Source organism: Trichloromonas sp., from assembly GCF_034006665.1.
In the GTDB taxonomy this organism is placed as follows: domain Bacteria; phylum Desulfobacterota; class Desulfuromonadia; order Desulfuromonadales; family Trichloromonadaceae; genus Trichloromonas.
In genome coordinates this window covers 15,038-36,353 of the sequence record NZ_JAVESI010000008.1, presented here as the reverse complement: position 1 = coordinate 36,353, position 21,316 = coordinate 15,038, and the positions used below count along the sequence as shown (strand labels likewise).

Annotated in this window: 20 protein-coding genes and 1 riboswitch; of the genes, 4 read left to right on the top strand and 16 right to left on the bottom strand. The window is 63.7% G+C overall.

Annotated features, from left to right (window positions below; genetic code table 11):
- Positions 1-16: 16 nt before the first annotated feature.
- Both groES and RBR25_RS05080 read right to left on the bottom strand, forming a co-directional pair.
- The gene (gene groES, locus RBR25_RS05085) at positions 17-307 is read right to left on the bottom strand and encodes a co-chaperone GroES (protein ID WP_432818456.1); all 291 of its coding nucleotides are present in this window, start codon (positions 305-307) and stop codon (positions 17-19) included.
- A gap of 222 nt (positions 308-529) precedes the next feature.
- Positions 530-2,620, bottom strand: coding sequence for a hypothetical protein (locus tag RBR25_RS05080; RefSeq protein WP_432818455.1), 2,091 nt, complete (start codon positions 2,618-2,620; stop codon positions 530-532).
- 173 nt (positions 2,621-2,793) lie between these two features.
- A riboswitch (ZMP/ZTP riboswitch) is annotated at positions 2,794-2,880 on the top strand.
- 83 nt (positions 2,881-2,963) lie between these two features.
- Between RBR25_RS05080 and RBR25_RS05075 the strand changes: the two genes are divergently transcribed.
- Entirely contained in the window at positions 2,964-4,040 is a 1,077-nt protein-coding gene (locus tag RBR25_RS05075; protein ID WP_432818454.1) for a pyridoxal-phosphate-dependent aminotransferase family protein, read from the top strand.
- Positions 4,041-4,134: 94 nt separating this feature from the next.
- Here RBR25_RS05075 and RBR25_RS05070 read toward each other — a convergent pair whose 3' ends face one another.
- Together RBR25_RS05070 and RBR25_RS05065 are read right to left on the bottom strand one after the other, a co-directional pair.
- On the bottom strand, positions 4,135-6,642 hold the full coding sequence (locus tag RBR25_RS05070; RefSeq protein WP_432818453.1) for a glycogen/starch/alpha-glucan phosphorylase: 2,508 nt from the start codon (positions 6,640-6,642) through the stop codon (positions 4,135-4,137).
- Positions 6,643-6,725: 83 nt separating this feature from the next.
- Entirely contained in the window at positions 6,726-8,327 is a 1,602-nt protein-coding gene (locus RBR25_RS05065; RefSeq protein ID WP_432818452.1) for a DUF445 family protein, read from the bottom strand.
- Between the two features lie 115 nt (positions 8,328-8,442).
- On the opposite strand from RBR25_RS05065, the gene RBR25_RS05060 reads away from it, so the two are divergent.
- From RBR25_RS05060 to RBR25_RS05050, 3 genes are all read left to right on the top strand, one after another.
- Positions 8,443-8,985: a GNAT family N-acetyltransferase gene (locus RBR25_RS05060; RefSeq protein ID WP_432818451.1), complete on the top strand. Its 543-nt coding sequence runs from the start codon at positions 8,443-8,445 to the stop codon at positions 8,983-8,985.
- A complete protein-coding gene (locus tag RBR25_RS05055) occupies positions 8,982-10,136 on the top strand; it encodes a M20 family metallopeptidase (protein ID WP_432818450.1) in 1,155 nt (384 codons plus the stop codon). Before RBR25_RS05060 ends, RBR25_RS05055 begins: the two co-directional genes overlap by 4 nt.
- Positions 10,137-10,212: 76 nt before the next feature.
- Positions 10,213-10,968, top strand: coding sequence for a DUF169 domain-containing protein (locus RBR25_RS05050; protein ID WP_432818449.1), 756 nt, complete (start codon positions 10,213-10,215; stop codon positions 10,966-10,968).
- A 97-nt stretch (positions 10,969-11,065) separates the two neighbouring features.
- On the opposite strand, the gene RBR25_RS05045 is transcribed toward RBR25_RS05050, so the two are convergent.
- The 12 genes from RBR25_RS05045 to RBR25_RS04990 form a co-directional block, all read right to left on the bottom strand.
- Positions 11,066-11,293 (bottom strand): hypothetical protein, encoded by a 228-nt coding sequence (locus RBR25_RS05045; RefSeq protein ID WP_432818448.1) that lies wholly within the window; start codon positions 11,291-11,293, stop codon positions 11,066-11,068.
- Positions 11,294-11,330: 37 nt separating this feature from the next.
- Positions 11,331-11,564 carry a hypothetical protein gene (locus tag RBR25_RS05040; RefSeq protein WP_432818447.1) on the bottom strand — a complete coding sequence of 78 codons (234 nt, stop codon included), beginning with the start codon at positions 11,562-11,564 and terminating at the stop codon, positions 11,331-11,333.
- Positions 11,565-11,893: 329 nt separating this feature from the next.
- Positions 11,894-12,676: an enoyl-CoA hydratase-related protein gene (locus RBR25_RS05035; protein WP_432818446.1), complete on the bottom strand. Its 783-nt coding sequence runs from the start codon at positions 12,674-12,676 to the stop codon at positions 11,894-11,896.
- A 306-nt stretch (positions 12,677-12,982) separates the two neighbouring features.
- Positions 12,983-13,699, bottom strand: coding sequence for a beta-ketoacyl synthase N-terminal-like domain-containing protein (locus tag RBR25_RS05030; RefSeq protein WP_432818445.1), 717 nt, complete (start codon positions 13,697-13,699; stop codon positions 12,983-12,985).
- Positions 13,693-14,823: a beta-ketoacyl-[acyl-carrier-protein] synthase family protein gene (locus tag RBR25_RS05025; protein ID WP_432818444.1), complete on the bottom strand. Its 1,131-nt coding sequence runs from the start codon at positions 14,821-14,823 to the stop codon at positions 13,693-13,695. The genes RBR25_RS05030 and RBR25_RS05025 overlap by 7 nt, the downstream gene beginning before the upstream one ends.
- Positions 14,820-15,281, bottom strand: coding sequence for an acyl-CoA thioesterase (locus RBR25_RS05020; protein WP_432818443.1), 462 nt, complete (start codon positions 15,279-15,281; stop codon positions 14,820-14,822). The genes RBR25_RS05025 and RBR25_RS05020 overlap by 4 nt, the downstream gene beginning before the upstream one ends.
- The gene (locus RBR25_RS05015; protein ID WP_432818442.1) at positions 15,278-15,649 is read right to left on the bottom strand and encodes a 3-hydroxyacyl-ACP dehydratase FabZ family protein; all 372 of its coding nucleotides are present in this window, start codon (positions 15,647-15,649) and stop codon (positions 15,278-15,280) included. The genes RBR25_RS05020 and RBR25_RS05015 overlap by 4 nt, the downstream gene beginning before the upstream one ends.
- The gene (locus tag RBR25_RS05010; protein WP_432818441.1) at positions 15,636-16,310 is read right to left on the bottom strand and encodes a hypothetical protein; all 675 of its coding nucleotides are present in this window, start codon (positions 16,308-16,310) and stop codon (positions 15,636-15,638) included. Before RBR25_RS05010 ends, RBR25_RS05015 begins: the two co-directional genes overlap by 14 nt.
- Entirely contained in the window at positions 16,307-18,658 is a 2,352-nt protein-coding gene (locus RBR25_RS05005) for an MMPL family transporter (RefSeq protein WP_432818440.1), read from the bottom strand. The genes RBR25_RS05010 and RBR25_RS05005 overlap by 4 nt, the downstream gene beginning before the upstream one ends.
- A 1-nt stretch (position 18,659) precedes the next feature.
- Positions 18,660-19,277 carry an outer membrane lipoprotein carrier protein LolA gene (locus RBR25_RS05000; protein WP_432818439.1) on the bottom strand — a complete coding sequence of 206 codons (618 nt, stop codon included), beginning with the start codon at positions 19,275-19,277 and terminating at the stop codon, positions 18,660-18,662.
- Positions 19,274-19,708 carry a 3-hydroxyacyl-ACP dehydratase gene (locus tag RBR25_RS04995; RefSeq protein WP_432818438.1) on the bottom strand — a complete coding sequence of 145 codons (435 nt, stop codon included), beginning with the start codon at positions 19,706-19,708 and terminating at the stop codon, positions 19,274-19,276. The genes RBR25_RS05000 and RBR25_RS04995 overlap by 4 nt, the downstream gene beginning before the upstream one ends.
- Positions 19,708-21,303: an HAL/PAL/TAL family ammonia-lyase gene (locus RBR25_RS04990; RefSeq protein WP_432818437.1), complete on the bottom strand. Its 1,596-nt coding sequence runs from the start codon at positions 21,301-21,303 to the stop codon at positions 19,708-19,710. The genes RBR25_RS04995 and RBR25_RS04990 overlap by 1 nt, the downstream gene beginning before the upstream one ends.
- Between the last annotated feature and the right edge of the window lie 13 nt (positions 21,304-21,316).

The following is a 21,316-nucleotide window of genomic DNA, read 5'->3' as shown; positions in this document are numbered from 1 at the left end:
AATGATAGGGGGGGAATTACTTCTCGACGACGCCGAGGATGTCGTCCTCGCGCATCATCAGGAATTCCTTCCCTTCGACCTTGATTTCGGTGCCGGCATACTTGCCGAAGAGGACCTTGTCGCCAACCTTCACATCCAAGGGCAGGACCTTGCCGTCATCAGTCTTCTTGCCGTTCCCGGCGGCGACGACTTCGCCCATCTGCGGCTTTTCCTTGGCGGTGTCGGGAATGATCAACCCTCCGGCCGTCTTGGTTTCCTCTTCGATGCGCTTGACGATGAGACGATCTTGCAGCGGTCTGATGTTCATGTTTTTCTCTCCTTTCTGACCTGTTGGATAAAGTTTTCGGGATGTTCCCGATCGAAAGCGGAAAAATAAAAAAGACGTCTGATACCGTTGAAACCGCGGCGGCTCGGACCTCTTGGGGGATCCTGCTGTTAGCACTCATCGGAAGGGAGTGCTAACAGCAGGGCTAAATATAATCAGGCAAGGGGGAATGTCAAGGGTAATCTGAAAAAAATTAGCGGGGAATCAAGAGCCGGTCAGCACCGTGCGGACCTTGCCGGCCAGTTCGTCGGCGATGTGCTCGGCCAGTTTGCGCCGCTCCTTGTCGATGGTCGAATAATCATGATCGAAGAAGGTTTTGACCGGATACTCGTGCCACAGGGCCGGGGTTTCCCTGCCGGCGCGAGGGAAGGCGACCCGTGACTTGGCACGGATGTCGGTAGAGCAGCAGTCCGACTCCTCCACATAGCCGGATACCTCCCCGGTGACATAGTCGTGTTCGCGACGCCAGTTGCTGTCCACCGAATCAAATCCGTCCTTGAGAATGACGAAGTTGTAGTCGTGATCAAGGCCGTCAGCGTTCATCGTCTCGACAAAGCGGTCGAAAATCGTCTTGACCACGGCATCGGGCACCATGACCGTGGTGATGGGCACGAGATAGAGCTCCTCCCGCTCACCGGGAAGACTCAGGCGCAGCTCAGGTTCAGCGACCTTCTTCGTCACCGTCAACTCCGGTATCGGCTTCGGAGCCGGGGGCTCCGGCTTAACCGGCGGCCCTTCCGGAACCGGCGCGGGAGGCATGACCTTGGCTACCGGCGCAGACGGAGGCGGCGGAGGTTGCACCGGAACCGAGCGGGGTGCCGGTACGGGTACGGGCGGTACGGCGGTAACCGCCGGCGGCCTGGGAACCTGGACCGGCGCTTCAACCCGAGAAGGTGGCGGAACCGCCGGAGCGGCAACGACGGAAGGCGGCGGAACAGCAACACCACCGAGCAGACGGCTGACTTCAGGATCGTCAACCAGCTGATTCAAGGTGTCACGCAGGCGTTGGAGAGTGGCGGCAGAAAGACCCTGTCGGGCGACGAGACTGACTTCTCCCCCACCGAAGGCCCCGGCGGGGAGCAGGGGTAAGGCGCTGCCGGCGGGCTGGCGGCGCAAAAAGGTCGCATCGAATACGCCGATGTCGATCATCCGATGCCGTGACAGCCACTGCTGAAGGGTCTGCTGGTCGGCAAAGGAGCGGACGTTCACCGGCACCCCAAGACGGGAACCGAGGAGGCGGGCGAACTCCCGGGCCTGGCCTTCGTCGCGAAAGAGGACGCCGGGCACGCTGCCCAAGGTCAGGGAGGAAGAAACCCGTCCGGCTGTCCGTCCCCCCCGCACCCCCGGCGGAAGGGAAACCGGTGCCGCCGTGGAGGCCGGCTTTTTCATCGCGGGCCGGGAGACAACGGGGACGGAGATCGGGGTCACTTCGCCGCCCGCCAAGGCCTGACGTACGTTGCTCAGCTGCCGGGAGGAAAGCCCGGAACGGGCCACCAGCAGGCTCTCCGCCGGAGCCCTACATCCAGACAGATCGGCGCTCCGGGCAAGACGCAGAACCTGGGCCGAGAGCGCCAGCCGCTCGGCGGACTCGGGCAGGAAGGCCAGATCGATCATGCGGTAACGTCCCACCCACGGGAGCAGTTCATCCGCGGACGGAAAGGATCGAACCCGCACCGGCCGTCCGAGACGTTGCCCGAACGCCCCGGCAAAAGCCTCGGCCGCGTCGACATCCGCTTCCAGAACGCCGAGTACCAGCGCTTGTCCCGCGCCGGAAACGGGAAGCTCTCCCGGCATGGGCACCGGGCGGGCAGCGGCTTCCGGCGCGCTGGAGGCGGTCAGGGTCTGCAGCCCCAGGTCGGAGAGAAGCGCCCGTCCTCCCTCATCCTGTTCCATGCCGGCAAGCACTTCGGCCAGACGCTGGAAACGGGCCTCCTCCAGATCGGCGCGCGCGACCAGAATCCCGGTGGCGTCGACCCCCGCCCGCGGCGTGGGCCGGACCAGCACGCGGACACCCTTTTCCGCAACCGCACCGGAATCCGTCACCTCCGCCAGATCGACCACCGTGCCACTGACAAGCGCGGCCCGCAGTTCCTTTTCCGCGAAGAAGATGCGCACGGTGACGGATTCCTCCAGGCGGTGTTCCAGATAGGCAGCCAAGCGTTGCGCCTGGGAAACGGACTTGAGCAGCAAGGTCGTCTGAGGGCAAGCCCCGAGAACCAGTTCGGCGCGAACCGACAAGGGGATAAGCAGGAGTCCGGCCAGGGTCATCAGCAGCAATTTCGTCGGCAGCCGCATACGCTTTGCAATCCTCCCGGGAACAAGAGCAAACAGACGGGGAAACCATTGAAAACCCTCGCATCCTAACCTTCAGACCGGGGAAAGTCAACGAGGGAATCCCTTGACAGACCCGCCCGGATATGCTAATCAGGCACGGCTTGCCGAGCCTTTCGGCGCGGAAAACTTATTCAACGGTCGCCTGTAACTGGCGTAGGGTGGGCAACCACCGGGGAGCAGGAGATTTTCGACCGCGACAGCCGAACGCCTGGGCTCTTCCGCATTGACGGAGCCGGGCGTTTTCTTGTTGGCCCGGCCAGTCATCAATCCATTTTTTGCCTTTTGCCAGAGGAGCTCACCCGCGATGGACAAAAAACTTTACATCCCCGGCCCGGTTCAGGTTGCCGCCGACGTCTACCAGGCCATGTGCGCGCCGATGATCGGCCACCGCAGCAAGGACTATGCAACCCTCCAGCACGAAGTGACGACCGGCCTGAAGCGGCTGCTCAATACGGACAATCCCGTCTTTCTCTCCACCTCCAGCGCCTTCGGGGTCATGGAAGGAGCGGTACGCAACCTGGTCGGTAAACGCTGTGCCAACTTCGGCAACGGCGCCTTCAGCACCAAGTGGCACGACGTCACCCGCCGTTGCGGTCTGGAAGCGGATCTCTTCGCCGCCGAGTGGGGCCGCCCGGTAACCCCGGAGATGGTCGACAACGCCCTCGCCACCGGCAAGTACGACGCCATGACCATGGTCCACAACGAAACCTCCACCGGCGTCCTCTCCCCTCTGGAAGAGATCGCCGAGGTCATGAAGAAATATCCCGAGGTCTCCTTCATCGTCGACACCGTCTCCTCCATGAGTGCGGTGAAAATCAACGTCGGGGCCCTTGGCACCGACGTCTGCCTGGCCGGGGTGCAGAAGGCTTTCGGCCTGCCGCCGGGACTGGCGGTCTTCGCCGTCTCGCCAAAAGCGCTGGAAAAAGCCAAAACCATTCCCAATCGCGGCTACTATTTCGACTTTGCGGAGTTCGCCACCAACGACCTGAAGGACAACACCCCGAGCACCCCGGCCCTGAGCCTGATCTACGCCCTCGCCCATCAGCTGCGCAAGTTCTTTGCCGAAGGGCTGGAGAACCGTTACGCGCGCCACCGGAAGATGGCCGAGGCGACCCGCCAATGGGTGCTCGATCAAGGTTTCGGCCTCTTCGCCGCTGCGGACTACCGCAGCCTGACCCTCACCGCCGGCACCAACGACGGCCGTACCGACCTGGAAAAGCTCAAGAAACTGGCCGGCGAACGCGGTTACGCCATCGACAACGGCTACGGCAAGATCAAGAACCAGACCTTCCGCATTCCGCACATGGCCGATATGACCCAGGCCGACCTCGACGAACTCTTCCGTCTGCTTGAAGAACTTCTGCCCCAGGTGCGCGCCTGATCGATCCCTGCCTCCCCCAAAAAACATTCAGGGCCGCTCCCATCCGGGGCGGCCCTGTTGTTTTTGCGTCGGGTGCCGCAACCAGGCAAGCCGGTCACACCACAGGCACCGGCGGTGTCGGCTCCAGGTGCCAGATGTCGCGATTGTAATCCTGCATGGTCCGGTCGGTGGAAAACTTGCCGCTGCACGCCGTATTGAGAATGCTCATCCGGACCCAGTTTTCCTGATCCCGATAGGCGATATCGACCTGCTGCTGGGCATCCACGTAGCTACGAAAGTCGGCAGCCACCAGCCAGGGATCATGAGGGTTGCGGATCGCCTGCACCAGGGGATCGAAAATCTCCGGCTCAAACTGGTTGAAATGCCCGCTCTCCAGCAGGCGCATGACCCGGGCCAGATCCTCGTCGGCCGCGATGATGGCGTGGGGATCGTAATGGCCGCGCAGCGCCTCCACCTCCTCGGCGGTGAGGCCGAAGAGGAAGAAATTCTCATTCCCAACCTCCTCGCGAATCTCAATGTTGGCGCCATCGAGGGTGCCGATGGTCAACGCCCCGTTCATCATGAACTTCATGTTGCCGGTGCCCGAAGCTTCTTTCCCCGCCGTGGAAATCTGCTCCGAAAGATCGGTGCCGGGGGCGATGATCTCCATCAGCGATACGCCGTAGTTGGGGATGAAAGCCACCTTGAGCCGGTCCCCCACATCCGGGTCGTTGTTGACTACCTCGGCGACGTTGTTGATCAGCTTGATGATGCGCTTGGCGAGAAAGTAGCCGGGCGCGGCCTTGCCGCCGATGAGCACGCAGCGGGGCGTCCAGTTGTCGTCGTCGCCGCGCTTGAGGCGGTCGTAGAGATGGATGACGTGAAGGACGTTGAGGAGCTGCCGCTTGTATTCGTGAATGCGTTTGACCTGCACGTCGAAGAGCGCCTCGGTTCTGAATTCGACGCCGCAGCGGGTTTGCACCAGTTTCGCCAGGCGCGCCTTGTTATCCTGCTTGACCTGCCGCCAGCGGGCGCGGAAAGCGGGATCGTCGACGAAAAAAACCAGTCGGGAAAGAAGTTGCAGATCGGTGACCCAGGCATTGTCGCCGAGGGTTTCGGTGATCAACTGGGACAGCTCGGGATTGCACCAGGCCAGCCAGCGCCGGGGGGTGACGCCGTTGGTCTTGTTGTTGAACTTCTTCGGCCAGAGATCGTAGAAATCGCTGAACAGCCCCTGCTGCAGCAGACGCGAATGAAGTTCGGCGACGCCGTTCACCGAGAAGCTGCCGACGATGGCGAGATAGGCCATGCGTACCTGGGGCTGGGGGCCCTCCTCGATGAGCGACATACGCCGCTGGCGCTCGTGGTCCCCCGGCCAGCGCCGGGAGACTTCCACCAGAAAACGGGCGTTGATTTCGTAGATGATGTCGAGCAGACGCGGCAACAGGCCCTTGAAGAGGGACACCGGCCAGCGTTCCAGGGCCTCGGGAAGGAGGGTGTGATTGGTGTAGGCCATGGTCTGACTGGTGATCGACCAGGCTTCGTCCCAGCCGAGCCCGTGCACATCCATGAGCAGGCGCATCAGTTCAGGGACGGCGCAACTCGGATGGGTGTCGTTGAGCTGAAAGCAGTTCTTGGTCGCGAAGTCGGTGAAATCCTCCCCCTTCTGTCCGGTCCAGCGCTGCAGCACATCCTGCAAGCTGGCCGAAGCGAGGAAGTACTGCTGGCGCAGGCGCAGTTCCTTGCCGTTTTCGCTGGAGTCGTTGGGATAGAGGACCATGGTAATGTTCTCGGCGGCGTTCTTGTCCGAGACCGATTCGGGATAGAGTCCCGAATTGAACTCGCCGAGGTCGAATTCGTCGGTAGCGGCGGCCTTCCACAGCCGCAGGGTGTTGACCGTGCCGTTGTGGTAACCGGGCACGGGGATATCGTAGGGGATGGCGAGGACGTCGTTGGTGTCGACCCAGCGCGCCCGCAGCACGCCGGTGGCGCTGCGGTAGAATTCGGTGCGCCCGCCGAAATGGATGCGCATGGTGTACTCGGGGCGGACCAGTTCCCAGGGGTTGCCGTCCCGCAGCCAGTGGTCGGGCTCCTCGGACTGGTGGCCGTTGACGATGTTCTGGCGAAACATGCCGTACTCGTAACGGATGCCGTAACCCATCACCGGCAACTGCAGGGTCGCGCAGCTGTCGAGGAAGCAGGCCGCCAGCCGCCCGAGACCACCGTTACCGAGGCCGGCGTCGTGCTCGACGGCGCTGAGATGTTCCATATCCTGGCCAAGACACTGCATGGCCAGCGTCGTATTTTCGTCGAGATCGAGGTTGAGCATGGCGTTGCCCAGGGCCCGGCCCATGAGGAATTCGAGGGAGAGATAGAAGGCCTGGCGGCAACCGTCCGTCTCATAAGCGTAGCGGGTGCTCTTCCAGCGCTCCATCAGCCGGTCGCGCAGGGTCAGCACCAGAGCCTGATAGGCATAATGGGGGGAACGGCAATGGCGGTCACGCCCCAGGGTATAGGTGTAATAATGGCGGAAATCCTCGACCAAGTCGAAGATGTCCATACCGAGCGGCGGCAGCTCAGTCAAGCTCTCGCGCAGGGTGTTGGGATCCAGCGGTTTATCCATCGTCAACTCCTATGCGGATTGCTCCGCCTGTGAAATGTCCGGTAAATTTCGGCGCAGAAGCGAAAACAGGACGCTCCTCGGGATCAGGCCAGTTTCAGCAGCAGCAGATTGACCAGTCCGATAAGAAAGCCGAGGAGGGCGCCAAAGAGATTGATGTATTTGAACTGCTCCTTCATGATCCCCATGAGCAGTCCTTCGACCTTGAGTATATCGAGGGAATTGACCTTGTCCTCGACAATCCGCCGCACGTTGAGGGTTTCGACCAGAGGCGGCACCTCTTTCTTCAGCAGCTCGGCGAGCTGGTTGAAGAGTCCGCTCTCCAGTTCCTCGCGCAGATCGGCGGGCACCCGGGCCGAGAGCCGTCCCAGCGGTTTGCGGAAGAGCCAGAGCTCGAAGCGTTCGGCGAGAATCCGATCCAGCGCCTCCCGCGCCGCCGGGGTGCGCAGTTCGGCCAGAAGCCGGTCGGCGAAGAAATCCCGAGCACGTTCCAGCCCCCCCTCGGGGAGCAGCCGGTGCAGCAGCGAGCCGAAGGAGCTGTCCTTGATCCGTTCCATGCCCCGTTCGGCGAAGGTCAGCAGGGTTTCGGCGGCACGCCGCCCCTGCACCCCGGCGACCACCCGTTCACGGATGAAGCGACGGGTTCCGGCGACCTTTTCGTAGGGAACCTTCTCGAGATAGGTGGCCACCGGCCGGTCAAGAAAACCGTCTAGACGCTCGCGGATGGCCGAAGCCACCTGCGCCTGGGTCTTCTCCTCGCGCAACCAGCGGGAGATCTCTTCGCCGGCCTTGTCGAGAAATTCGGGGATGCGCCCGTAAACCTTGTCCATGTCGAAGAAGCCGGCGAGAATCGACGAGAGCCCGCCGAGGGAGTCGAGAAATCCCTCGATCCCCTCCCGCGCCTTCTTCACCAGCCGCCCCCGGAATTCGGGGTCGTAAAGCATGCCGCCGAAGCGTTCCAGCACCGGCGGCACCTCCTTCTCCAACTGGCTCAGCACCACCTCCACCAGCCCGGCGGGCAACACTTCACGCAGACTGCGCCGGGAGGTCACCCACTGTTCGGTCTTGGCGTCGACGAAGGCGGCCACGGCGCGGGCCACGCCGTCGGAGCGCAGGAAACGCGAAAGCTTGTCATCGAGGTGACCGCGTAGGGCCTGATAGCGTTCCGGAGAGAGAAAATTTTCGAGATCCTTGGCCAGCAGGTCGTTTCCCTTGCGTTCCAGATAGCTGTGCAGCAGCCGTTCGAACTTGGGGCTTTCCAGATACTCGAAGATGCCCTTGACCAGCTTCCAGCGCAGCAGCTCCACCAGATCGGCGAAGCGCCCGCGCAACTCGGCGGGCACCAGAGAAACCACCGGCCCTAGGTCAAGGTCAAGAAAATGGCCGAGCTTGTCCGCCACCGCCCCCTTCAGCTCCCGCCGGAACCCCTCTTTTTCCAGGGCGCGGCCGACATCTTCCGAAGTCAGCAGGTGACTGCCGACCATCTCCCCCATCTTTTCCGCCAGTTCCCCGCGCTTGGCGGGGATGATCCCCGGCGTCAGCGGCAGGCGCAGACCGAAAATCCGCCAGGGACGCAGGGGTCTGAAGAGCATGCGGATAGCGATGTAGTTGGTAACGTAGCCGATGAAGGCCCCGAGCAAGGGCGGGACAAGGTACGGCAGGATTTCTTGGAAGGTCCAGTCAGGCAAGGGCAACTCCGGTTTTTCTTCGCATCATAACCGTAAAAGACCCGCATAACAAGTCACACAAAACCGGTCGGTCTGCTATATTGAGGTAGTTTCCATTTCCCGCGCGAGGCTCTCCATGATCGAAGAAATGAACGCACCGCAACAAACCGAAGACGAGGAACTCTGCATCCGCGAGATGACTATCGACGATTTTCCCATCGTCTTTCATATCGGTGAGGACCTCTTTACCTCGGACTATTCCCCCAGCATGTACCGGACCTGGGACGAATACGAAATCACCACCCTTTACAATTCGGACAGCGAACTCTGTCTGGTGGCCGAACTGGGGGAGAAAATTCTCGGCTTCGCTCTCGGCACGACTGTGGAAAAGAGCAATTCCTCTTGGAAATACGGTTATCTCGTCTGGCTCGGCGTGCGCCCCGGCCTGCAGAAAGGCGGGGTCGGCGCCGCCCTCTTCAAGGAGATCAAGCGACGTATGCGCGAACAGGGGGTGCGGATGATCATCATCGACACCGACGCCGACAACACGGCGGGCATCCACTTCTTCCAGAAACAGGGCTTCGGCAATATCCAACAGCACGTCTACATGACCCTCAATCTCTCGCGCAAAAACTCGAAAAAACGGAAAAAAGCCGAGAAGACGGAGAAGCATAAATGACCGCGACCCGTGACGCCATCTGGCACGCCATCGATCCAACCCGCCTGCACGAAACCCTCATGGAGATGCTGGAAATCTACTCCCCTAGCGGCAAGGAAGAGGATATCCAACTCTATCTCGAAGACCGTTTGCGCCAGGCGGGTTTCGCCGTTGCGCGGCAGGTCGTCGAGGAGGACCGCTACAACCTGCGCGTAACCATGGGGCAAGAGCCGCCGCAACTCTATCTGGTCGGTCACGTCGACACCGTAACCGCCTGGGATCTGGAGGAATTTTCCCCGCACGAAGAAGAGGGTATCATTTACGGCCTTGGCAGCGCCGATATGAAGGGAGGCTGCGCCGCCATGATCGAAGCCTTTTTTGCCCTGGCCGGGCTCCCCGAGGAGAAACGTCCCCCCGTTGGCCTGCTGCTGGTCGTCGGCGAGGAAGAAAACGGCGACGGCAGCGCGACCTTTCTCACCGGGGAAACGCCCCCCTGGGTGGTGATCGGCGAGCCGACCTCGCTGGCGGCCTGCTTCAGTCATTACGGCTACCTCGAAACCGGACTTATCACCCGCGGCCGCCGCACCCACTCCTCCCTTCCCGAACTCGGCCACAATGCCGTCGAATCGATGCTGCGGGTGCTGCTGCATCTCGGCCGTCACCCCCTCTTCAACCGGAAAACGCCGGAACTGGTCTATTCCATCCGCGAACTCAGTTCCTCCCGCGCCGGCTTTGTCGTTCCCGACCGCTGCGAGGCCTGGATCGACCTGCATCTGCCCCCCGAAACCGACCCGGCGACGGTGCGCCAGGCGATGGAAAATCAGGTCGAAGGCGCCGTCGCTTTCATCGACAATCTCGACATGGAGATGTCCTTCACCTTCGACTCTCAGGGCTACCGTCTCGATACCGACAACTGGCTCGCCGATGAGTTGGCCGAAACCTATGCGCGCCTCGGCCTACCCTTGAAGTTCGATGCCTTCCGTTCCCACTCGGACGGCAACCTCTTCTTCGAAGCCGGGGTCAAGCCCCTGATTCTCGGCCCCGGCTCCCTGGAGACCGCCCACACCTCCGACGAACAGACCAGCTTTGCCGAAGTCGTCGCCGCCGCCCGTATCTATGCCGCCCTCTGCCTGGCGGTGGCGAGGACCAAAGAGCCGAGCCCGGCCCCATGACGTAAAAAGTCTCGACCTCCGCCCCCTTTTCTGCTATCCATAAAACATCGTTTGTTTATCAGCAAAGGAGGAGCGGATGGAAGAATTTCTGGCAACGGTCAAAGAGACGGTCAACCCGACGACCCAGGCAGTCGGGGTGAATCTGGTGCGCAACATGGAAACGGTGGCGGGGCACAAAATCCGCCTGCGCGACAAACATCTGGCAGTCTGCCAGCAGATCGCCTACAGCCGCTACTATGGCTGGTCGACCTGGTGCACGGCGGAGTACAGTCATTGCGTTCTCGGCGCAGCCGCCGTCGGTCTGGTCGCGCCCCCCGAACGGGTGCTCTCCGGCGCCGTCAACTGTTCGGTTTATCAGAAGGACGAGCTGGCCGCCCGCGCCATGCAGCAGGCGATGCCCCGCCTGAACGAAAAGATCGCCGGGGTGCTGACCTATCCCCTGAGCCGACCCCTGGCGGGACTGGAGCCCGACCTGGTGGTACTCTACGTCAACAGCGCCCAGGCCATGCGCTTTATCCAGGCTTTTCTCTATCACCAGGGGGGGGAATTCGTCATGAAAAGCTCGGGGGATGCCGGGGTCTGCGCCCGGGGCATCGCCCAAGTGGCCAAGACCGGGGAGCCCGCGATAGAGATTCCCTGCCTGGGGGATCGTCGTTTCGCCATGACCCAGGACCACGAACTGATCGTCGGCATCCCCGCCGGGTGGCTGGAGCGCACCGCCGAAGGACTGGCCGCCACCCACAAGGCCGGTATCCGCTATCCCATCCCCTTCCAGATTCCCGAGCGCTGCGACCTGCCGCCGACCTTCACCACCGGCGCCGGGGATCGCTGAAATCCCGGTCGCTCAAAGCAGCGGAAATAACAACGGCAGGGACGGTTCGTGAACCATCCCTGCCGTTGTTATTTTTAGCTGTTTTCGCTGCCGTCGCTTACTTGCCGGTCTCCGTGGCTTCGCTGCCGGAGATCACGCCCTTGGCGATGCCGATCATCAACATCACCGCCGGAACCAGCTGGGTAGCGACGATCAGACCGAAGAAGCCGAGAAAGAGCCAGGCGAGGAGACCGCTGCCGGTGCTTGCGGAACCAGCGGCAAAGGCGCTACCGGCCAGGGTGAGAAATCCGGTGGTGAACAGGCTGGTACGGGCGATGGCTTTCATGGTCTCCTCCTCTATGGAATCGGGCTCGTTTGCGCTGTTAGTGGATGCTCTGTTTCGCTTCTTCCGCTTTCGGCTCGACCACCGCCTTGGCGATGCCGAACATCACCAGCAGGGCGGGGATGAGCTGGGCGGCGACGATCAGACCGCAGAAGCCGAGGAAGACCCAGACGACGAAGCCGCTGTGGTCGGTGCGGGTCGAGGCGGCGAATGCGGGAGCGGCCAGGGCGGAAAGGGCGAGGGTGGCGGATGCGATCAGGGATTTGACTTTCATGATGTCCTCCTATGGATTCAGGTGATTGCTGTGAGGCGTTGTGCCTTGCTGTTGTCTTTATCTATAGCGAGGAGCGTACCAATCTTGGAAAGACCCCCATAAATTATTTTCAACTTGTTGAAAATAAAAGATAAAAAAGGAAACGCCAAGGCCTTGCGAGAGGATTTCGCAAGGCCTTGGCGTATAATACAAATATACATTTCTTCGTTACGTCGGTTTCGTTAGATTGGCCTAAATCTAACTCAATTTACCGTAATCACTGATGGTCTTAGCAAATCCAGGGTGTATTCTACTTTTATACGGGTGTATGAGCAGCGAACAGGCAGGGTCTATTCGTCCCGGAAACAGGCCGGGCGCTTTTCGAGAAAGGCCCGCATCCCTTCCTTCTGGTCCGCCGTGGCGAAGCAGAGGGCGAAAAGATCCGCTTCCATGGCGGCGGCGCGCAGACTTTCCAGCTCCAAGCCATTGACCACCGCCTCCTTGCAGAGCCGCACCGCCACCTGCCCCTTGCCGGCAATCCTCGTCGCCAGCGCCCGTGTCTCCTCCAGCAGCCGCTCCGCCGGAACGACCCTGTTGACCAGACCGATGCGCCAGGCTTCGATAGCGTCGATCATCTCACCGGTCAAGAGCAGTTCCATGGCCCGACCCTTGCCCACCAGACGCGGCAAACGCTGGGTTCCGCCCCAGCCGGGGATGATGCCGAGATTAATCTCCGGCTGGCCGAAGCGCGCCGTCTCCGCCGCGATCCGGATATCGCAGGCCATCGCCAATTCGCAGCCGCCCCCCAGGGCGTAGCCGTTGACCGCCGCGATTACCGGCTTGCGCCCCTGCTCGATACGGTTGAGCACCTCCTGGGCGAGGTGCGCGCTCTCCCGCGCCGCCAGCGGCCCCAGGGGCGCCATCCCCGCCAGATCCCCGCCGGCGACAAAGGCCTTCTCGCCGGCGCCGGTGAGGATCACCACCTTGACCGTCGCTTCCTCCTGCACCGCCGTGAAAAAGTGCCGCAGTTCGTGCAGCGTCTCCAGGTTCAAGGCGTTGAGCGCCTTCGGCCGATCGATGGTAAGCAGGGCGATGCCGTCGGCGACTTCCACACGCAGATTCGCATACTCCATGGCCGTATCCTTTCTCGTCGGAATTTTTCAGGGAAATGTGTCGGAAACCCCGGATTAATCATCCGGATGGGCTTGAATTATGCCGGATTTTTGAGATTTTTCCAGGGATGCGCAGAGGGGGCAGGGAAAACTTAACGGAGATGGAGAGGACAAGGAACCGTCACGAGGGCGTGTCTCCCTGAAAAGCAATCGTGACCAGGCCCTTGCCGGGATCACGCTCAACAACGGCGGGGCGGACGAAAGGAACGAGCAAGCCGGGTTGCCCGTCCCGGCTCAGACATTTTCGGCAGGCACTTGCAAGCGGCCTCAGCTCCTTCCCGCCAAGCTCCGCGTCACCAGTTCGCCCAGATCGGCCACCGGCACCCCCGCCAGCCGATAGCGCCCGTCCTCATCCCGCCGCAGTTCGCCGTAATCGGGCACTCCCGTCCGCATATCCCGTTCCAACACAACAAAGAACGCCCCCGGCGGCAAACCCGGAAGCGCCGGGATACCCGCCGGCGGAACAAGGTCGCAGAGGCCGGCGACCATGGCGGCGGCGCTCTCCCAGGCGAGGTTTTCCAGGGCCAGGCCCAGGGGCGCGAGGCCCGTGGGCAGCGCTTCGCTGACGACCAAGGCCTCGCCGGTGAGGCCGAAGCGCAGGGCCGCCTCGCCGAGGAAGGTGTTGGAGAGGGTGTAGGCGAAGAGCTGTGGGCTGGCCAGGGCGCCGCCGTCGGGGATGACGGTGGCGAAGTAGTCGCGGTCGGTGGCAAGGCAGCCGTAGGACGTGGCGGCGATCAGACCGATAGAACGTTTTTCCCGCCACTCCTCCAGCCCGGCGTCGCGCAGGGCGTAGGTGACGGCAGCGAGGCCGAGGCGGGAGAAGGCATCCATGCGCCCGAAGCGGCGGTCGGACTGGGCGAAGACCTCGGCCCGGGAGAGAATCGGCAGCTCGCCGGGGGTGAGGGCGAACTTTCGGCCCTGGCCACCCCAGCCGTGACTTGCAGCATTGACCCAGCCGATGCCGGTGATGTGCGCGCTCAGCATGATGGCCTCCCGAGCAGGAGGGCAGCGTTGACCCCGCCGAACCCCGAATTGGTGGAGAGCAGATAATCCCCTTGGATGCTTTGCGCCGTAGCGGCGACCCGGCCGCGTCCCGCCTCTTCCGGCTCGACGAGGCCGACCGTCGGCGGCAGCACTCCCCGTGCCAGGCACTCCAGGGCAAAAATCGCCTCAATCGCCCCGGCGGCACCAAGGGTATGGCCGATGGCGCCCTTGAGGGACTGGACGGGGAGTGGCCGGTCGCCAAAGACCCGGGTGAAGGCAGTCAATTCCATGGCGTCATTGTAGACGGTGCCGGTGCCGTGGGCGCTGATCGCGGCGACCTCCGCCGCCGTCAGTGCCGCTTTCGCCAGCGCCTCTTCGATGGCCAGCACCAACCCGCAGCCGTCCCGAGCCGGGGCGGTAATGTGATTGGCGTCGTTGGCGCTCCCCCAACCGGCAAGGGTGCCCAAGGCGGTGCGCCCCTCCCGCCGTGCCCGGGGCTCGCTCATGAGGAGCAGCGCCGCCGCCCCTTCGCCGAGGGAGAGTCCGTCGCGATGGGCATCGAAGGGGCGACTGGCCTCTTTCGACAAGGCTTGCAGGGCGGAGAAGCCGGAAAAAACGAATTCGCTGACCAGATCGATGCCGACGACCAGCACCGCCTCGGCGGTCCCGGCGGCGATCCACGCCGCGCCCCGGGCCAACGCCAGGGTTGAGGAGGCGCAGGCGGCGTTGATGTTCAACCCGGCATCCGCCAAACCGAGCCGTCGGGCGACTAGGGTCGGCAGCGCTCCCGGCAGAACCGCTTCTATCGGGCAAAGCTCCCCGCGCCCGCGCCGCTCCAAGAGGTCGATGCCCCCTTTGGTGGTGGCGGTCAGTACCCGGCAGTCGCCGGGGATCGACCCCAACGGGTCGAGCAATCGTGCGAGCAGGGGAAGCAGCAGCGATTCGCCGGACTCGGCCTTGAGTCCCGGCACGCAGGCGGCCACTTGGCTCAGGTAGCGGTCGGCGGCAAAGCGCGTCAAGGGAGCGATGGCCGTGCGTCCGGCAAGCAGTCCATCCCACAGGGGCGGCAGACCGTCGCCAAAGGCGCTGACCAGGGCCGTATCGACCACACAAACCCGGTTCACGGCAGCTCTCCGGCCCGCCAGCGGTCGAGAAAGGCCTGCATGAACGGGGGATGGAGCAAGAGGACGTTGTCGGAAGTGTCCATGAGCATCTGCACAGAGTAGCCGCGGGTGACGAGCCGGCCGTCGCGGTCGCGGATGATGAACTCGTGGTTGAGGCGCGCCGCCTCAGACCAGTGGAGAATGCCCTCGATGGTGAAGGGTTCGCCAAAACGCAGCGGCCGGTGGTAATCGATATGCATCTTCTTCACCGGCGCAAAGACCCCTTGGCGATAGATATCGAGATAACCGATGCCGTACTTTTCGCCGACGGCCACCCGGGCATCCTCGAAATAGCTGGGATAGCGACCGTGCCAAACGATCCCCAGGGGATCGACCTCCTCGAAACGCACCACCCGCTCGACCATGGCCCGCAAGGGCGCGGGATCGCCGGGGCGCGCCGGGAAATACGCTTTTCTCATCCTCCATCCTCCTCGACCAGAGTCATAAAGAAGGCCGCCGCCGGTTCACCCTCGACCGCCAGCCGCGCCTCCCAGCTCCCCTTACGCGGACGACACTCCACCCGCAGGGGTTCGCCGGGGCGCACCGGGCGCAGAAACTTGGCCCGCTCCAACTTCGCCAGGCGCAAAGGCCGCCCGCGCAACTCCTCGACCAGCACCTGCGCGGTGAGTACCTGCAAGACCGCCGGCAGCACCGGATAGCCGGGAAAATGCCCAGCGAATCCGGGAAAATCGGCGGGCAGGCAAAAGACCTTCGCGCCCCCCTCCGCTTCCCGTCGCAGCTCCGTTCCCGCCACCGCGATGGCCTGTTTCATCTTACTTTTCGACATGTTTCACACTCTCCAGCCAGAGGGTCAGACGATAGCCCGCCCGCCGGTCTTGCAGCAGAATCCCTGCAGGGATCGATACCCCCGCTGCCTCGCGATACTCGTAATAGCCGACCCGCCAGTCACCGGCCTCCCCCCGGACGCGGGTCTCCAGCAACAGCGGGGGTTCGCCGCCGAACAGGAACTCGATCCCGTCATCCCCCGGTCGAGTCAGCCGATAGTCGCGCTTGCGAATCTCCAGCCGGTCGCCGGCGTCGGGGCGCGGCGCCAGAAAGATGCGGCGCACGCTCGCCGCTACCGACTCGGCCAGGCGCGGTTCTTTGGCGAGATCGGGCAAAAGGTGATGGACCTCCACCCCGTCGACGTTGACGGTCAGATCGAAGAGCTTCAGGCCCAGGCCTTCGAGGGCGACCAATCGTACCCGGCGCCCGTCGTTGTCGAGTTCGAGAAAACCTTCCATGGGCAAGCGCCGGCCGCGCAGCTCGAAGAGCCCCGACTGGCGGATGCGCCAGAGGCCCGGGGCGGCGCGCCAGTCCGCCGCCAACAGCTCGGCCGCAGTCAGTATCCGGGTCGGCACCAGCCTCGGCTTTTCGAAGGGAACCGATGCGCAGCCGCCGAGGAGCAGGACCAGGCAGAGGCCGACCATTCCTTGGCGCAAGCTCATTCCCGCTCTCCCCGCAGCGCCGGAATCACCCACAGCGCCGCCGGAATGGCCGCGCCGATGCCGAGCAGCACCGTCACCCCGATGGAGTGCAGGGCCGGATGACGGGCCAGGACCAGCACGCCGAAACCGGCGAGTGTGGTCAGGCCCGAAACGAGCACCGACAGATCGACGCCGGCAGCGCCCGCGCCGGTCCCGTTGCCGACCATGAAAATGCCGTAATCGACGCAGAGGCCAATGACCAACACCGTGGCGACGATATTGAAGAGATTGAAGGGGATATCGAGGGCGCCCATGATCCCGAACATCGCCAGCAGACCGGTGACGACCGGCACCAAGGCCAACAGAATCCGCCGCCGGTCGCGGAAGATGACGACCACCAGCGCCAGCACCAGCAGCAGCGAGAGCAGCAGATAGCGGCTGAAGTCCCGCTGAATGGCGGCACCGACTTCCGTGCCGAAGCCCGTCGGCGAGACGAAATGCACTCCGGCCGGCCGGGCCGGATTCTCACCGGCGAAGAGCTCCCGGGCCTCGGCGCTGTCCGGCACCAGGGTCAGCATCCCGCTCTTCACCATCAGGGCGTCGACCAGGGGACCGAGCCCCGCCTGACGCAGGCTGTCGGGCGTCACCGGCGGCGGAAGTTCCGTCAGTCCGGCATGAAAGGGCGCGAAGGCCTGGGCGGAAAAGCCGAGGCGGGCACCGGCGGCTTCGAGGTCGGCGAGAATCCGACGGCCCTCCTTTCCTGTCCAGAAAGCGCGCCAGTTCTCGGCATTTCGCCGCTGGTCGGCGGCCGGGGGCAGCAGCGGCGCCAGACTGACGATCGCAACCTCGGGCAGACGCGCCCGCAGCAAGCGGAAGACCTCCCGATTACGCGCCAGGGCGACTTCGCTATCGGCATCCTCCACCACCGCCATGGCCTGCCCGCGCGGGTCGCCGAAGGCTTGGCGCAGGTCGTGTTCGGCCTGCCGCAGTTCCTCGGGGATCAGGCTCATGGCCCGAAGTTCGCCGTCGAAACGCAGGTCACCGACAAAGAGCGCGGAAACAGCCAGCAGCGCCAGCCATAGGGCGACAATGGTCTTGCGCGGCCGCCGTTGGCCGCCGCTAAAAAGAGGAAGGCGGAGCGCCCCGCCGGCGGGAGCCGGACGGACCAGGTGCGGCAGCACCACCAGGGACAACAGCAGGGCCGCGACAATCCCGGTCATGGCATAGATCGCCAGTTGCCGTTGCCCCGGCAGGCTCGAAACCAGCATCACCGCGAAAGAAGCAAGGGTCGCCAGCGCTCCGCCGGTCACCGGCCCGGCCACTTCACCGACCAGTTCCGCCCGCTCGCGGCCGCTCCCCCGACAGGCGAAATAGATGTGCATGGCATATTCGTCGGCAATGCCGAGCAGCACCCCGCCGAAACCGAGGGTCACGGCGAAGACCTGGTCGTAAGCGAGGGCGATGACCCCCGAGGCGACCAACAGAATCGCTGAGGGCACCAGAAAAACGAAAACACCCTGCCAACTGCGCAAAAAGAAGAGATAGATCGCCAGCACCGCCAGGAAGGAGAGGCTCAGCACCCGCGCCAGATCGCCCTTGATCGCCGTGGCGTTGGCCAGGGTGTGGCGGTGCCCGCTGACCAGGGTCGCCGTCACCCCGGGAGGCAGGACGGTCCGCGCCTCGTCGAAGGCCGCCAGCAAGCGCTCGGCTCCCTGGGAATCGGTCAGGGAGACGGGGGAGTCGGCGACGATCAGCGCCCCGCGTCCGTCGGCGCTGTGGAAATAGCCGCCGTCGATCCGTGCCTGACCGATGGGATTGACGTAACGCAGCTTTTCCAGGCCGTAAACACGCAAATCGAGGGGATCGCGGCGGACCATCCCCTTCATCACCCAACCTTCCGGCGAAAGCAGCTGCCGGTAGGCGGTCTCGACCAGGATGTCGATCCGTTCGGGAGTGAGCGCGGCGGCCAACCGGTCCAGATCGTCGCCGTCCAGCAGATTGGCCAGGTTTTCCGCCAGCCATTGGGGAAGGCGGGCGGTGTCGAGGGACGCCGGACCGGTCATGACCCGGGTGAAGTAAGGGGGGCCCAGGGCGGCGGCGAGCCGGTCGGCGGCGTCCGGTAAAGCCGCCGGATCGGAGTCGCGCAGATGAATCAGGATCTTGCGGGCGAAGGGCGCTTCGCGCAAGCGGCGGAAATCGGCGGCGACCTGTGAGAGATCGTCGGGCAGAAGCGCCTCGATGTCCTCCCGCACCTGCAATTGGCTCAGTCCCGCCAGCCCGCCGCCGAGCAGCAGCAGGGTCAGGGCGAAGAGCAGGAATCGCCGAGGAGCCCAAAAACGGTAGAGGGCGGAGAAAAAGGCACCAAGCATATCAGAAGAGAGAGGGGTCGAGGGGCTGGTTGAGAAGCGTCGCCGAGAAGTGGATCAGGGTGCGGTCTCCCCCCGCCTCATGGACCTCGACGCTCGCCACATGCCGCCCCTCCGTGTCGAAGCGGATCAGCAGATGGTCGAGGAAGTCCCGCGCCCCCTCCTGGCGAGGCATCAGGCGCAGCGCCACCGGATGCTCCTCGACCAGGGTCATCGCGTAGTGACTCCGCAACCAGTCGAGATCGACCCGCGCCCAGGCCAGCAGCTGCTCGGCGATCAGCTTCATCCCCGGCTCGCGGCCGAGGTCGAAGGGGACCGGTGCTCCGGCCCGCTGATGCCAGCGCTTGCCGCCGGAGCCGTTGAGCAGAAAGCCCGAGGTAACCGGCGCGGTCGTCTCCCAGCGTAGTTTATCCGGCTTGGCAAAATAGAAGCGCCCCGTGGAGACCAGGGTTTCCCGAAAGATCTCCAGATGCTTTTCCTGGGTGAAATCGCTGGCGAGGGTTTCGATCCCGGCCGCCGAGCGCTCCAGGGCAGACAGCACCCGGTCGAGCTCCGCCGTCGGCTCGGCCCAGACCGTAAGGGGAAGAGAAAAGAAAAGCAGAAACCACAGCAAATAGTTCATGGACCTTCCTTGGGAATCCAGAGTTTCAGGGAGCCGTGGGCGATGCGTTCGGCGCCGCGCCAGATTTCCCCCTCGGCGACGGTGAAGTCCTCCACGTCCGCCACCGCGCGCACGGCGATGCGCAGCCGGTCGCCCAGCCGCGCCGGTCCCGCGCAGACGAACTCGCGAAAACCGACGAGAAAGCCCTTGCGAATCGGTTCCCCGTCCCGCCGGGCGCCGAAGCCCTTGACCAGGGCGTAAGCCTGGGCCAGCAACTCGGCCAGGGCGACCTCATCGAGCCGGCCCGCACTGTCGAGCAGGGGATTGCCCGCCGCCACCTCGGCCTCGACCACGCCGGAGTCGCCGCCATATTCCACCAGACGGTCGACCAGGCGCATCGGCAAACGGTGGGGCATCAGGGCTTCCGCCGCCAGGGGCAGGGAAAGGTCCATCAGCCCTCCTCCCGCCCATAGACCGCCAGGTCGTCGAAGAGCTGGCTGGAGAAGAGCAGCTTGCGGAATTTCACCAGATCCTCGTGAAAGATCCGGCTGTTGTCGTAGGGGGTGAAGTGCCCGGCGAGAAGCCGGTGGATGCGCCCGGTCCCCCGGCCCAGGCGGTCGGCGTTGCGAAAGGAAAGGGCCTGCAACTGGGCCAGCACTTCCAGGGTCACCACATGCTTGGCGTTGCTGATGGCGCGGAAGGCCTTGCGCGCCGCGACCGTGCCCATGCTCACCACGTCCTGATTGGAGGCGTTGCAGGAGATGCTGTGGGTGCTCACCGGCGCCGCCAGCTGGCGGTTCTCGGCGGTGGTCGAGGTGGCCAGGTACTGGGCGCCCATGAAACCCATGGTCAATCCGAGGGTGCCGGGGATGAGGAATTCGGGGAGGCCCTCGTTGAGGTTCTTGTCGAGGAGCTTGTTAAGGCGCCGCTCCGAGAGGTTGCAGAGGGTGGAAACGGCCATGCAGAGCATATCCATGACAAAGCCGATGCTCTGGCCGTGGAAGTTGCCGCCGTGAATGACCTTCTTTTCCTCGGGGATGATGATCGGATTGTCGTTGGAGGAGTTGGCCTCGGTCTCTACCGTGCTCGTCGCCAGCTCGACGGCCTCGGCCACCGGCGCCAGCACCTGCGGGGTGCAGCGGATCGAGTAGACATCCTGCACGTTGATGCTCGTCTCGAAGACCAGCCCCTCGGTCTGCTCGCGGCGGATACGCTCGTGCATATCCTGACGCAAGGTGATGTTGCCCGAGCCCTGATAAAGGTTGCGAATCGTCTCCGCCGTCACCAGCTGGCCCGGATGGGGCTTGACCCGGTGCAGGTCGGCGTCGAAGGCGTCGTCGATGCCGCCGAAGATCTCCAGGGCGAAGGCGCCAGTGACGCAGGCGATATTGAGCAGCTTTTTCGCCCCGAAGAGGGCGAAGGCGGCGAGGGCGGTCATGGCGCTGGTGCCGTTTATCAGCGCGATCCCCTCCTTGAAAGAGAGGCGCATGGGGCTCAGGCCGAGCTCAGGGTAGAGTTCGGCGGCTTCCCGCAACTCCCCCTGATAGAAGACCCGCCCCTCACCGATGATCGCCAGGGCGAGATGGGCAAGATGGATGAGATCGCCGGAGGCGCCGACGCTGCCGCACTCGGGAACATAGGGAGCGACGCGGCGGTTGATCAGCTCGACCATGAAATCGAGGAGTTCCAGACGCACCCCGCTGTAGCCCTTGGCCAGGGTGTTGAGGCGCACCGCCAGCATGGCGACGGCGATGTAATCCTTGATCGGCTCGCCGAGGCCGGCGGCATGGCTGCGGATGAGGTTGACCTGCAAGGCCTCGATCTCGTTGTCGCTGATGATCTTGTTGCACATCGGGCCGAAGGAGGTGTTGACCCCGTAGATGACCCGTTTCGCCGCCACTTCCCCTTCGAGAAAGGCACGGCTGGCGGCGCAGCGCTCGCGGGCGGCGCCGGCGATGGCCACCCGCTTGTCGCCGATGCCGATGGCGATGATATCGTCGATGGTGAGATCGTTACCGGTGAGAATGACGGTGGGACGCTGGGACATGAAAAAATGCCTT

Coding starts and splice junctions, on each gene's coding strand:
- groES (WP_432818456.1), bottom strand. CDS start 307: ATGAACATCAGACCGCTGCAAGATCGTCTCATCGTCAAGCGCATCGAA.
- RBR25_RS05080 (WP_432818455.1), bottom strand. CDS start 2,620: ATGCGGCTGCCGACGAAATTGCTGCTGATGACCCTGGCCGGACTCCTG.
- RBR25_RS05075 (WP_432818454.1), top strand. CDS start 2,964: ATGGACAAAAAACTTTACATCCCCGGCCCGGTTCAGGTTGCCGCCGAC.
- RBR25_RS05070 (WP_432818453.1), bottom strand. CDS start 6,642: ATGGATAAACCGCTGGATCCCAACACCCTGCGCGAGAGCTTGACTGAG.
- RBR25_RS05060 (WP_432818451.1), top strand. CDS start 8,443: ATGATCGAAGAAATGAACGCACCGCAACAAACCGAAGACGAGGAACTC.
- RBR25_RS05055 (WP_432818450.1), top strand. CDS start 8,982: ATGACCGCGACCCGTGACGCCATCTGGCACGCCATCGATCCAACCCGC.
- RBR25_RS05050 (WP_432818449.1), top strand. CDS start 10,213: ATGGAAGAATTTCTGGCAACGGTCAAAGAGACGGTCAACCCGACGACC.
- RBR25_RS05045 (WP_432818448.1), bottom strand. CDS start 11,293: ATGAAAGCCATCGCCCGTACCAGCCTGTTCACCACCGGATTTCTCACC.
- RBR25_RS05040 (WP_432818447.1), bottom strand. CDS start 11,564: ATGAAAGTCAAATCCCTGATCGCATCCGCCACCCTCGCCCTTTCCGCC.
- RBR25_RS05035 (WP_432818446.1), bottom strand. CDS start 12,676: ATGGAGTATGCGAATCTGCGTGTGGAAGTCGCCGACGGCATCGCCCTG.
- RBR25_RS05030 (WP_432818445.1), bottom strand. CDS start 13,699: ATGCTGAGCGCGCACATCACCGGCATCGGCTGGGTCAATGCTGCAAGT.
- RBR25_RS05020 (WP_432818443.1), bottom strand. CDS start 15,281: ATGAGAAAAGCGTATTTCCCGGCGCGCCCCGGCGATCCCGCGCCCTTG.
- RBR25_RS05015 (WP_432818442.1), bottom strand. CDS start 15,649: ATGTCGAAAAGTAAGATGAAACAGGCCATCGCGGTGGCGGGAACGGAG.
- RBR25_RS05010 (WP_432818441.1), bottom strand. CDS start 16,310: ATGAGCTTGCGCCAAGGAATGGTCGGCCTCTGCCTGGTCCTGCTCCTC.
- RBR25_RS05005 (WP_432818440.1), bottom strand. CDS start 18,658: ATGCTTGGTGCCTTTTTCTCCGCCCTCTACCGTTTTTGGGCTCCTCGG.
- RBR25_RS05000 (WP_432818439.1), bottom strand. CDS start 19,277: ATGAACTATTTGCTGTGGTTTCTGCTTTTCTTTTCTCTTCCCCTTACG.
- RBR25_RS04995 (WP_432818438.1), bottom strand. CDS start 19,708: ATGGACCTTTCCCTGCCCCTGGCGGCGGAAGCCCTGATGCCCCACCGT.
- RBR25_RS04990 (WP_432818437.1), bottom strand. CDS start 21,303: ATGTCCCAGCGTCCCACCGTCATTCTCACCGGTAACGATCTCACCATC.